Annotated in this window: 10 protein-coding genes; all 10 read right to left on the minus strand. The window is 56.9% G+C overall.

The window, feature by feature from the left end; genetic code table 11:
- Window positions 1-112: 112 nt before the first annotated feature.
- Entirely contained in the window at window positions 113-679 is a 567-nt protein-coding gene (locus JUF11_RS03990) for a DUF3800 domain-containing protein (RefSeq protein WP_204118444.1), read from the minus strand.
- Between the two features lie 250 nt (window positions 680-929).
- Window positions 930-2279 (minus strand): threonine/serine exporter family protein, encoded by a 1350-nt coding sequence (locus JUF11_RS03995; RefSeq protein ID WP_204118445.1) that lies wholly within the window; start codon window positions 2277-2279, stop codon window positions 930-932.
- A 93-nt stretch (window positions 2280-2372) separates the two neighbouring features.
- Window positions 2373-2903 carry a GNAT family N-acetyltransferase gene (locus JUF11_RS04000; RefSeq protein ID WP_204118446.1) on the minus strand — a complete coding sequence of 177 codons (531 nt, stop codon included), beginning with the start codon at window positions 2901-2903 and terminating at the stop codon, window positions 2373-2375.
- Between the two features lie 14 nt (window positions 2904-2917).
- Window positions 2918-3169, minus strand: a complete 252-nt coding sequence (locus JUF11_RS04005) for a hypothetical protein (protein WP_204118447.1) — start codon at window positions 3167-3169, stop codon at window positions 2918-2920.
- 405 nt (window positions 3170-3574) lie between these two features.
- A complete protein-coding gene (locus tag JUF11_RS04010) occupies window positions 3575-3898 on the minus strand; it encodes a hypothetical protein (protein WP_204118448.1) in 324 nt (107 codons plus the stop codon).
- 59 nt (window positions 3899-3957) lie between these two features.
- Complete coding sequence (locus JUF11_RS04015; protein WP_204118449.1) at window positions 3958-6780, minus strand: cation-translocating P-type ATPase; 2823 nt, start codon at window positions 6778-6780, stop codon at window positions 3958-3960.
- Between the two features lie 660 nt (window positions 6781-7440).
- Window positions 7441-8319 (minus strand): class A sortase, encoded by an 879-nt coding sequence (locus JUF11_RS04020; protein ID WP_204118450.1) that lies wholly within the window; start codon window positions 8317-8319, stop codon window positions 7441-7443.
- On the minus strand, window positions 8303-9127 hold the full coding sequence (locus JUF11_RS04025) for a class C sortase (RefSeq protein WP_204118451.1): 825 nt from the start codon (window positions 9125-9127) through the stop codon (window positions 8303-8305). Before JUF11_RS04025 ends, JUF11_RS04020 begins: the two co-directional genes overlap by 17 nt.
- A complete protein-coding gene (locus JUF11_RS04030; protein ID WP_204118452.1) occupies window positions 9117-9944 on the minus strand; it encodes a class C sortase in 828 nt (275 codons plus the stop codon). Before JUF11_RS04030 ends, JUF11_RS04025 begins: the two co-directional genes overlap by 11 nt.
- Window positions 9945-10251: 307 nt before the next feature.
- Complete coding sequence (locus tag JUF11_RS04035; protein ID WP_204118453.1) at window positions 10252-11880, minus strand: SpaH/EbpB family LPXTG-anchored major pilin; 1629 nt, start codon at window positions 11878-11880, stop codon at window positions 10252-10254.
- Between the last annotated feature and the right edge of the window lies 1 nt (window position 11881).

Genomic DNA, 11881 nt, shown 5'->3' on the forward strand with positions numbered 1-11881 from the left:
AACTGAGTTGTTGGTAATGCTTGTGGGTGTTAGTCTGAGAGTGGGTCATGAAGATTCCTGCTTTCTTGTTTAGCTAGTACTAACAAGAATAGGTCTTCATGGCCTTTTTGGTCTAGTCGTCAGGGTGTTGCACTTGAATTGTAAACTGGGGGCTTAAATTTCCTTTTGCGTTGGCCCTACTTTCAAACATAATTTTGCCATGGCTTTGGTGATTGACCAAGAAGTGCGAGAAATCTTCAATGATGACCCTCAAAGAGGTGTAGTAGGCAGTATAGGAATCTTGATGAGCACCATAGTCGTGCTGAAGGCTCTTTTCATTAACAATGGCACCAAGAACTGGTAATTCAAAGTCCGCAATGATTCTGCCGATGCCATTGATTGCTTTATTCTGATTCGAACGTGAACGAAAGACCTGCATATAGGGATGGTGGTCAATATTTTTCGGTGATGGATTTCGTACTTCTGCCTGATGAATAGAGCGAAAGGCCGGTGCCGGAACGAAACCATCGGAGGTGTGCCAGATTTCTTGCTTAAGTTGCTTTAACCTTTTGCGAATTTGCTGAATTTGAACACTTTGGATGATGATACCGGCAACGCAATATGCATCTTCCCCTTTGTTACCAATTCGCATTTTGCTTTCATCGAGATACAATGTATAACTTTGGTCGGCGAGTTTCACCACGATCACCTCAACAAAATCGCGCCTGATGTGCAACGTCCAGATGAATTAGACTGTTTGTCCTGAATGATAATCGTCGTTTTTGTGTGCCTTGCGCTATTTCGAGAATTCGCCGTCATCAGGATCGCATCATCTCATGGACGAGGTTTAGGTGTCAACTTTGGCATAAGTGTGGTTAACCAAAAAGGCCGCCCATTTCTGAGCGACTCCTAAAGTGGCCTGAAGCCACTATTGTTATTCGTTAAATGGGTTAATCCGCATGCCGCCAGGTGGGGTCAGTGATGATCCGCGCCATGGCGAGCCCCAGCGGTAAAGCGACTACCATCATGGCCGCTTGAATCAGCCAGCTACCGCCGACGTCAACATTGCTCAAGCCGAGGTTGAACATGGCACGGTACATGTAAAGCCCTGGCACCATGATGACAATGGCAGGGACGGTGAGCGAAATTCGTGGGTAGCCGTCGCGCCGGTTGGCCAGCGAAGCCAGCAGACCGGCGAGCAGCGCGCCGAGAAATGCCGCTGCTGCTGGCGGCAGGCCAGCGCTACTAGAAAGCGTCAGGCGCAGGGTGTTGGCCAGCGCCCCGATCAGCCCAGCCATGGTGGCCATGGGTACGGGACTGTTGAACATAATTGAGAAGCCGAACACCCCGCAGAAGCTGGCGACAATCCGCAGCCCCAGCAGTGGCCAGAATGACAGGCCCAGCGGCAGGAAGTTTTCCGGGTGGAATTGCACCAGCATCGCCACCACCCAACCGGTGAGGGTGGCAACCACAATGGTCAAAATGGCGAAGGTACCGCGTTCTAAACCCGAACGCATGTCGAGCTTGGCCATATCCAAGCCAGAGGTGATGAAGGGGAACCCAGGGATGACGAACAACATCGCCCCGATGTAGCCAGCTTCATGTGCTGCCGCAATGTGAAAACTTATTTCTAGGAGCTTGAAAACGGCAAAATAGGTGAGGCACGCCGCCGCCACGCTGACGGCAACATGCGCCACCAAGGTGATGTGGCGGTCAATCATTTTCCGCCGAGTGTAATTGCCGACCCCGGCGCCGAAGAAGGCACAGAGCATTTCAATCGGGCCACCGCCCAGCAGAAAGACGAAGGCGGCACAGGCCAGAGCCGACGCCAAGCCCACTTGCAGCGGGGAGAAGTTGCCGGAGCGGCGCTGAATGGCATCCAGGCGCTCATGCACTTCATGCACGGTTAAGCCCGTGCATTCTTCCTCAAAATGGTTAACGAAGACTTCCATGGCGTGCAGGCGGTCGGTGTTCACACCGCTGCTGGGCAAGGCTAGCGTCTGGGAATAATGGCGACCATTTTCAAAACAGGTGTATTCCAGCGTAATCAGCCCGACATCGGCGCTGCAAGTCAGCCCCAAGGCGCGGGCAATGGTGTTCATGGCCTCGCGCACCCGCCACGCCCCAGTGCCGCACGCCAGCATCATCAAGCCGACGCGGCCCACAATGGTGGCCCGCTCGGTCAAGCGCACCTGGGTGACAGGCAGTGCTTCTCCTTTGGCAAAGCGGTGCCAGTGAATGGTCATGTGGTGGGGTAAGTTAACCGGCGCAGTGGCTGGCTTTGGTTCTTGGTCTTTCATGATAACCTCCAAATGAAACTATAAGGCTTAAGTTACCACGTTCGCGGGCCTGATGAAAGTTTTGCTCCGTTATTGGCCCCGGTTTTCTGTAAATTAGGCCAGGCCGAACGCCGGATCGTAATGCAAGGTGCCGCTGACGCCAGTTAACCCGCCTTCAACAATCGGCCGCAGGAGAAAGTATTTAGACGCCACTTCAAACGGCGCCTGCACATTGAAATTGGCCGCTGGTTGGTAGCCGAAGCGGCCATAATAAGCAGGATCGCCGAGAATTGAAATGGCACGCCGGGCATCTTCCCCTGCTTGCGCCTCCAGGTAGGTGATCAACGCACCGCCGACGCCTTGATTTTGGTACGCAGGCAAGACGGCCAACGGGGCGAGCACAAAGATTGGCCAAGCCTGCGTGCTGTTTTGAATGGTGGCCTTGGAGAGCAAGGCGTGGCCAATCAAGGCGCCATCGTCAGTGAAGGCGCCAACGTCATAGTCGGCATGGTAATCGGGGCTTTGCCGCAGGGCCGCCACCAGGTTGGCCTCATTGCCATCGGTATGCGGCGCGGTGGCAAAGGCAGTGGTGATCAGGCTTAAACTAGCGGCAAAATCCACTGGGGTTAAGGGTTTAATTTTCACAAGAAGACTTCTTTCTAGCCTTGAATCAGTTTACTCAAGATTAACAGGGCCATGACGGCGGCTAGCGGTTGCCCCCACACCACGAGCCGTTGGTACTGCGGCGCAAGTGGCTGGCGGGCGGCCAGGCGCAGACACAAAAAGCCGAGCAGCGGCAGTAGTAGCGCGAACCAGCCCATGGCCAAGGCGGACAGCCCAAGCTGCGGCAGCAGAAAACCAGCGGTCAACAGTAGAATTAACGTAATGGTGGGTGGTGATTGTTTCGCCAAGCGAGACCCCTCCAAACTGACCGCGTCTCAGCGCAAGCGCGGTTGTAGTATCGAAGAATTGATAATACGATTACTAATTTGACGCTTTTAGCGGCGTGATGTAAGCTCCAGCCACGAATGAAGGCTGCTTCATTCGAGTAACATCACTAGCCAGGCGGGCTAAGTCTATTGCCGCGCTGGCAAAAAGGGGCCGTGACTGATGCCACGGCCCCTTCAATGTGTTCCGAATGTTTCAGCAGAGTTACGTGCCAAAAGGCCGGCGCCGAGCAGCTTGATCAGCCTGTAGTGCAAAGCACGTACAGGCTGACATGCGGCAGCAGCTACGCCATCCATCGAGTCCAAAAATCGGACTTGATGGATGGCTAGGCTACCTGTCGGCGCCAAGACTGCCTTTTGTCACAGCCCCTACATCAACGGCAAATATACCAGCTCGACTAAGGCCTTGTGCAAAGCGACGTTAATCGCCTGAATCGGCTGATCGAGGACTTTTTGGTATTCGTCCAGCACATCATTCGGCAAGGGCGTCAGCAAATGCAGGTCATCGATGACATCGCTGGCGGTGTCGGTGCTGGGCAGATCAACGAATAGGTCGATTTTACTGAGACAATCACTGAGCAGATCTGTCAGCTGCGAAAGCGGCTTGCCGTTTTCATCGGTGATCACGACCTGGCGATGATTGAGGGGCTGGTGCTCGATCTGAATCATTTTCAGCGCATGATAAACATTCAACTGGCTCACCTCGATATTGTTACCCCGATTGTAGGCAATCTGGCCTGAAAAAACAATCTTTAATCATGCTCCGGCGCGGCTTGGCGCTCTGGGGCCACCGGCGGGCGGTGCCAGCGCAGCCACAGTTCTTTAATCCCGGACAAAATGAAGGTCGGCAGGGCCGGAATGAACACCACTGCAGCATACAACGTGCTGGAAAGCGGCGCGGTCCCCATCACTTCGTTGAAGAACGGCATGATGGTGACGAGCAGTGAAGCCGCAGCAGCAAACGCCACTGCCAGCAGCAGCTGATGATTTTCAAAGGGATTGCGCGCGAACAAGGTACGGGTGCTGCGGGCGTCGAAGACATGCCACAGCTGGCCAAACACTAGGGTCAAAAAGGCGAGGGTTTGCGCTTCGGCGCCGCTCATGCCTTGACTGGCGGCCCAGATGAAGGCGACGTACACGAGCCCACCCATCACAATGCCGCGCAGGAAAATGCGACCCAGCATGCCATGTAAAATGGATTGTTTCACATTACGCGGCGGCTGGTTCATGAGGTCGGCTTCCGGCACATCATAGCCCAGGGCAAAGCTCGGCAAGGCATCGGAAATCATGTTCACCCACAGCACCATCAGCGCGGTTAATGTCGGGGTGGTGGCAGCCACTTGCCCCACCGGCTGCGTCATCAGCAGCACCCCGAACAGCAGCGCCAGCACTTCAGCCACGTTGGTGGTGAGCTCGTGGCGCATAAAGTTTTTGATGTTGCCAAAAATGGTGCGGCCGGCGCGAACGCTGCGCTCGATGGTGGTAAATTTGTCATCCAGCAAAATCAGATCTGCGGCGTCTTTGGTGACTTCGGTGCCATTGATGCCCATGGCAATGCCGATGTCCGCTGCGCGCAAGGCCGGCGCGTCATTGATGCCATCGCCAGTCATGGCCACGGTTTCGCCATGCCGCTGCAAGGCGTGCACAATGCGCTGCTTGTGTTCCGGCGACACTCGGGCGTAGACGCGGATACTTGGTGCCAGGCGGAACAAATCGTCATCGGTCATGGCTTCCAGCTGCTTGCCTTCCACCACCCTGGCACTGGGATCGGTGACAATGCCCAGCTTCAAGGCGATGGCGCGGGCGGTCACCGCGTGGTCGCCGGTGATCATCACGACCTGAATGCCGGCTTGATGCAAGGTGGTCACACTTTGCCGCACTTCCGGCCGCGGTGGGTCGATGATGCCGGCAATCCCCAGCAAGGTCAGGTGCTGCTCGAGATCGCCGGTGCTACCATGCAGCGCTAGGTCCTCGTCGATATCACGCAGCGTCACCGCCAAGGTCCGCAGCGCCTGTTCGGCAAAGCGGTTGACCTGCGCCTCCACCGCCGCCTGGCCTGCCGCCAGGGTGATGGGTTGGTCGTGGTCCAAAATCGCATCGGTTTTGGCTAAAATGACATCCGGCGCGCCTTTGGTCAGCACCTGATACTGGTCGCCATCTTTGATGACCACACTCATCATTTTGCGGTCGCTATCAAATGGCAACTCGCGAATGATGTCGATGTCCAGCGCCTGATCTTTGTTCAAAATCGTGTCGCGGTCGATACCAAACTTGTGGCCCATCACCACCAGCGCGACATCGGTGGGGTTGCCATAAGGGCGGCTGCGGCCTTCGTCGTCGGTTTGGATGGCGGCTTCGTTATTCAGCACACTGGCCAGCATGAACCGCGAAAAGCCGGGGGTGTCGCCTTCGTCATCAGGGATGATTTCGCCCACTGGTTCATAGCCATCGCCTTCCACCACATAGCTGGCGCCATTGGCATAAAAGCGAGTGACGGTCATCTCGTTTTTGGTCAAGGTGCCGGTTTTATCTGAGGCGATGTAGCTGGTGGCACCCAGGGTTTCCACGCTGTTCAGGGATTTGATCAGGCCGTTGTTTTTGGCCAGCATCGTGGCCCCAATCGTGAGCACAATCGACAGCACTGCTGGCAGGGCATCGGGAATCGCCGCCACCGCCAAGGCAATCGCCGTGGAAAGGGATTCCGCCAACGCGGCAAAGGAGAGACTACCGGTTTGTTGGTAGGCTTTAAAGAGCTCCACCAGCAAAGTGAACGCCACAATCACCATCGCCACCATCATCAGTTTGGTGGTCAAACGGGCAATGGTGCGTTCAATCGGGGTCTTTTTGTCTTTAACTTGATCGAGCAAAGTGGCGATTTTGCCGAGCTCGGTTTGCATGCCGGTGGCCACCACCACCCCGAGGCCATTACCATGCGTCACTGTCGCACCAGAAAAGCCCATGTTGGTGCGGTCCCCGATTTGCACGTCGGCGCCCAGCGCGTGGGTTTGTTTCTGCACGGGTTCGGCCTCGCCGGTGAGGTGGGCCTCATTGGTTTGCAGCTCGGCGACATGGAGCCAGCGGACATCGGCTTCGATGAAGTCGCCGGTTTTGACACTGACAATATCGCCGGGCACCAGCTCAGTGGCGGGTACCGTCAGCCAGTCGCCATCGCGCAGGACTTTGGCATGGTGATCGGCCATCACCTTTAACGCGTCCAGGGATTTCTGCGCGCTTTTGGCCTGCCAGAAGGAAAGCCCAGCATTGACGAAAATTAAGAGTAGAATGGCGATGCTTTCGTACACAGCCGCCATGCCGTGGCTGGGGTCATTGCGCACGAAGAAGTCATAGCCGGCGCTGGCCCAGGCCAACAGCACGGCGATGAATAAAATGATGACCAGCGGTTCTTTCAAGGTCGCCAAGAACTGGCGCCAGGCGGGTAGGGGTTTGCTGGCAGCCAGGGCATTGGGACCGTGCTGGATGAGCCGGGCCTGTGCTTCTTCGCTGGTGAGGCCGCTTTGGCGGCTGGTGGCGAGGCGGGCGAGGACGTCTGCTTTGTGTTCGTTGTAGGGGGTCATAAGTTTTCCTCCAATAAGAAAAGGCCGCACCCAAGAATCGCTTTCCTCCCCGAGAAAGCCTTCTTGAGCACCGCCCAACCGAATTTTTGCAATTAGTTATCTGTTATTACTAGTTTAAAGGATACCTAATGTTACTGTCAACAGATTTGGTTTTCAGCCGCCGCGGCTGCGCGGGTGGCGTGGGCGGTGGGCTCCGCTTGGCGGGGGTGCTGGCAGTGCGACCGGGCCGAGCCGAAAGGCGGTCTCGACCCTAAAGTTGGAGCCAGCCTCGCTGCGCTCGTTGTTGTCTCCAACTTTGCCGCGATTAGCTCTGGGCAGCCCTGCGCAAAAGGCACGCCGGTCTGCCTGTCGCTAATCGATTCACGGCCAGACCCCCGCCAAGCTCCGCCCACCGCCCGCGCCACTGTCTATATAACAGTAGTAGCCAGGAAGTGACGTGAGAGGGCAAGTTTCACTGTTTCTAGTCGCTAAACTGTGAGCAATGCTCGTGCTAAACGCAAAACTGAGCAAGGGGATGAACCATAAGCGGGGGACCCTTTGCTCTTGAGGAGGAAGGTGAAGTAGAGAATGAGCGGTAATTTGAGCACGAAAAATCGGCGCCTTCGCGGGAGCACGAAGACGCCGATGATTGCGATCAAAAGCGCACGAACACTGTTACACCTAACGTTCGGCGCGTGACGGCTTTTTTGGCCGGTCGCCGGCCAGGACGTAGCCAGCGCCGCAACCAATCAGGACTGCCAGATTGATCGCCAGTAGTAGCCACAGCCAGCCATCCAGCTGATGGTGGCTAATGGTGCGCGCAAGGGCGGCGGCCACGAAGGCCAGCGGTCCGTCGTCCTTGGCGGGAAGCTTGCTGGCGGTGATGCCAAGGCTTTTAGCCGAGTTAGTGGTTAAGCTGGTGCGGCGCGTGAGTAAGCCGGTGACCACGCGGCGGTAGTCGGTGCCGCGCGGGCCTTCGCAGCGAATGAGCGTCACGCGAGCATCGCCGGTATTGGCTAGGACGCTGACCTGGTCCTGGTTCACCACTTGATTTGCCGCTACTCGATACACCCACACGGTGGTCAGGTCGGAGACCAAGATCTCGTCGCCTTTTTTCACCCGGTTCAGGGCATTAAGCAGTCCTTCGCCGCCGAGGTAGTGGTGGGATGCGAGGACAGTGTTGCCTTGGCCCAGCCTGCGCTCCGGGAAGTACAACACTGTGCCAAGGCTGAGGGTGCTGTCGTTGATCTGGTTAAAAATCGGCAGGCTGATGTCCACTGTGGGGATCGCCACCCGGCCCACACCGGCTGATGCCACCAGCCGCTCGGTTTGCGGGCGGGCGGTGAGCAGAGTCGTGAGGTCGGCCTCAGCGATTTGACTGCGATGGTGGGCGGATACCGCCTGACTGTCTGCTAGGTTCGCCTGCTGGGAGGCGGCTTTATTGGCGGGAATAAGCGTGGTCGGCGCTTGCAACAGGTGGTGGTAGCGGGCTGCTACCAGCGCGATACTCGCCAGCATGACGAGCGCTGGCCAAATGAACCATTTAACGAGTCTGCGCATGGTGCTTCCTCCTTCGCCGCCACATGGCCAGCAACAGGAGCAGCAGAAATAGACCGATGACGGCCAGCCAGATGTGCTCCACGCTCCAGAACGTACGATGCTCGGTTTTGGTTGCCTTTGCCTGCTTCAGCGGGACCCGTTTGCCATACACGATGAGTCGTTTAGTGTTGACGAACAAGGGGGTGCAGGTCATGAGTGCGATGCGGTCTTTGCCGGGTTGCACGTAAAAGGCCTTGATGGCACTTGGTGATTCCGGATCGACCACTTTTTTGGCATCCACTGCATAGGCGTGGCGCTTGCCTAAGACGTTGACATAGATGATGTCCCCGTGTTTGAGGTAGCGAATGTTGTCGAAGAAAATGCGGTTGGCGAGGCCGGAGTGGCCGGTGATGCCGCCCAAGGTGTTCTTACCCCCGGTCGGCAGGCTGGTGAACGGCAGGGTGCCCAAGGCGCGGTTTAGCACCCAGTCGGAGTCACCGTAGTAGATGGTCATCGCGCGCAACTTGATGGCGGGAATGTCGAGGTAGCCAATCGGGTCTCTGAGGTCCTTTTGGATGCTGGTGATGGCGACTTTAGTGCTGGCGCGCTTTTGTTGTTGGGCAAAAATCATGGCGTTATAGGCGTCGATTTTGGTTTGTAGGCCGTCAGGTTGAGGGATATAGGCCTGCTTGTAGGTGGTTTCGCTGTGGGCGCGCTGATTGGTTTGCTGCCAGTCGAAGGCGAAGGGCAGCATGAAAAGCGCGATGCCGATAAACAAAACGACGATCAGAAGCGCGTCAAATAGGCGTGAACGGCGACTATTTTTCATGGCGAGCTCCTTTCCGGCGGCGTTGTTGCCAGATGAAAATGGCCACAAGGATCACCATAAACAGGAGCACTGCGGCCACCCAAATGTGGTCCAGCCGAAACAGGTCGCGGCGGTGGGTGGGGGTGTGCGCGGCGGCTTTCAGCGAAATGCGCTCACCATAAACCAGCAGGCGGTCGGTGTTGATGAACAGTGGGGTGCAGGTTAATAGCACAACGCGGTCTTTGCCGGGCTGCACGTAAACCGCCTTGAGGGCTTGCTTGTCGTTGGGGTCCACGACCTTGCGCGTATAGACGCGGTAGGCCTTGCGCGTGCCGAAGGTGTTGAGGTAGAAAACGTCACCGTTTTTGAGGTAGCGAATGTTGTCAAACACGATGCGATTGGCGAGGCCAGAGTGGCCGGTGACCACTGCCAGGGTGTCCTTGCCGCCGGCAGGCAGGCTGGTGTGCGGCATTGTGCCGGCGCCATGGTTCAGCGCCCAGTCGGAATCGCCGAAGTAAATCAGCGTCTTGTCGACGTTGACGGCGGGGATGTCGATATACCCCAGCGGCTTGTGCAGGTCGGTTTGAATCTGGCTAATTTTGACCGGTTCAGGCAGCGTGCCGCCGAGCTGTTCGGCTTCAATCATGCGGTTATACTGCTGAATCAGCTCGGTTTTGGGGCTTTGCTTGGTATGGTGTTGCTCATAGGCAACCACAGCTTGCTGGTTACGCTGCGTGAGCCAGGCGTCATACCCGAATGGCAGGAGCAACAGGATGAGCCCAAGCACAAACAGGCTGCCAAACAGGGTGTAAAACCAGCGGTCTTTGCGTTGGGTCATCGTGGGGCTCCTTTCTGTGTGAGGGTGAGCGTCAAGCTGAGTTCGTCGAGCCTCGCTGCCTGTAGTTGCGCTCCGGTCGGCAACGCACGAGTGTCTTGATTAGTCTGTAGCGCAAAGCACATACAGACTGACATGCGGCAGCAGCTACGGCTAAGGTCTCGCCGCCAAAGCCCAGCGGCAATACCTTGGCCTAGGCTAGCCAGCGTGCTAAGTTCGCCGACCTATGCAGGCTTTCTTTCAACATACCACAAAGGCCCTAGGTACGGCAGCACCTGGAGCCTTTGGGAGTCTTGCGATTGGTGATCAGTTAAGCTTCTTCTTTGGCCTGACGGCGGCGCCGCTTGATGTAAAGCGCGGAGCCGGAGCCGACAATCAGGACAGTAGCGGTGACCAGCAGCAGTAGGCGAGCATCGGAACCGGTCATTGGCAGGTTCGGCAGCATGTTGTCCGCATCCTGGATGGTCTTATCAATGGTCGAATCCTGGGTTGCGGTCACTTGGTAGATGGTCCCATCAATGTCGTAGCCGGCAGGAGCGTCGGTTTCAACCAGATAGTAATCTTTGGTGCCGGTCGTTGGATCAACCGCCAGCCCGTTGAACTGGGCCCGGCCATCGCTATCGGTGGTCACGGTGATGACCTGGTCGTTGTTGTCCGTGATCCAGGTGCCAGCTTTGGCGTCAGCTTCTGAAGCCGCGAGCCGGAAACTGGCATTGGCCAACGGCTTTGCATCGGAAGTATCATCGGTCTTCAAGACGTCGATGTTCCCGAACTTGATGGTCGGGTTGGTTGAATCGTCTGTGTCGGGATCCGTTGGCACACTTGGATCAGAAGGATCAGTGGTGCTCCCTGGCGTCAGGTTGTCGGTTGGTACCGTGGTTTGGTGGCCAGGGACGTTCGTTGCCGGTACATAGTAGGTATCGAAGGTGTTGACGATTTTGGCATCGCCACCGTTGGCCTTGGTGGTGGTGGTGATTTGCGCCACGATGTTGGTGGAGCCGGCGGCCTTCTTCATCCCGGCTTGCGTCAGGCTGATTTGCACCACCGTGTAAGTGGTATCGCCGTTGGTTTTAGTTTTGGTACTATCCACGGTGTAGTCGGTGGTTTCGGTGAGCGCCGTGCCATCGTTCGGGCCGCCCACGAGTTTGACGGAATCAACGGCTTTGAAGTCCAAGGAGTTGGTGTCGATGGGGTCAGAAATCACCAAGGAGTTGGCATAGACTTCGCCTACCGAGCCAGCCGCCGGGGTGTAGATGTCCTTAGGGGTGGCAACGGTCAAATTCCAGCTTACGTCTGCCCCGACCTTCAGGGATTCCAGTTGGGAGGAATCAGTGAAGGTCTTGACTGGGCTCAGGTCAACCGTTTCAGTTTCGCCTTTAGGATAGACATTGACGTCATAAACCAGGGTCGCATCCGCGCCGCTGGTGCCGGTTTGCGTCAATGGGACGCGCACGAAGAATGGCGCCGATTTGTCGGTCAGGGAAGGCGACTGCTGTTCGGTGATCAGGTAGTAACCGTCATTGGCATTGCCGGTGCCAAGATTCGCGGTGGCCGCGCCATTCGTATCCGTGGTGATGGTTTGCGGATCGCCCACGGTGGTGTAGGTCGTGGCATCAGTAGGGTCCATGTTCTTCGCCCCGTTGGTGGGGGTGACTTTCTGCACGGTAAAGGACACGTTGGCCAGTGGGTTACGCGAGCCGAGGTTCGCCTCATCGGCATCGGTACCGGTGGCGGGTGTGGTGCTGGCGCCGCCGTCATACTTGTGCACGGTGATGCTGCGCTCAGAAGTATCATCTGGCACTGGCGTGGCGGCCGCGTGAGTGCGGATGATGTTGGTGTTCGTCATGAGCGGCACGGTCATGGCGCCGAGGGAGCCAAGCACCAGGCCGCTGACGGCGAGGGTGTGGAACAGACGTGTTTTGTAGTCAACTTTTTTCATT

The sequence above is a fragment of the Lacticaseibacillus suilingensis genome, from assembly GCF_016861845.1.
Lineage (GTDB): Bacteria > Bacillota > Bacilli > Lactobacillales > Lactobacillaceae > Lacticaseibacillus > Lacticaseibacillus suilingensis.

What these genes read in the sequence shown, in the direction of transcription:
- JUF11_RS03995 (WP_204118445.1), bottom strand. Translation starts at nt 2,279, where the DNA reads ATGAAAGACCAAGAACCAAAGCCAGCCACTGCGCCGGTTAACTTACCC.
- JUF11_RS04015 (WP_204118449.1), bottom strand. Translation starts at nt 6,780, where the DNA reads ATGACCCCCTACAACGAACACAAAGCAGACGTCCTCGCCCGCCTCGCC.
- JUF11_RS04020 (WP_204118450.1), bottom strand. Translation starts at nt 8,319, where the DNA reads ATGCGCAGACTCGTTAAATGGTTCATTTGGCCAGCGCTCGTCATGCTG.
- JUF11_RS04025 (WP_204118451.1), bottom strand. Translation starts at nt 9,127, where the DNA reads ATGAAAAATAGTCGCCGTTCACGCCTATTTGACGCGCTTCTGATCGTC.
- JUF11_RS04030 (WP_204118452.1), bottom strand. Translation starts at nt 9,944, where the DNA reads ATGACCCAACGCAAAGACCGCTGGTTTTACACCCTGTTTGGCAGCCTG.
- JUF11_RS04035 (WP_204118453.1), bottom strand. Translation starts at nt 11,880, where the DNA reads ATGAAAAAAGTTGACTACAAAACACGTCTGTTCCACACCCTCGCCGTC.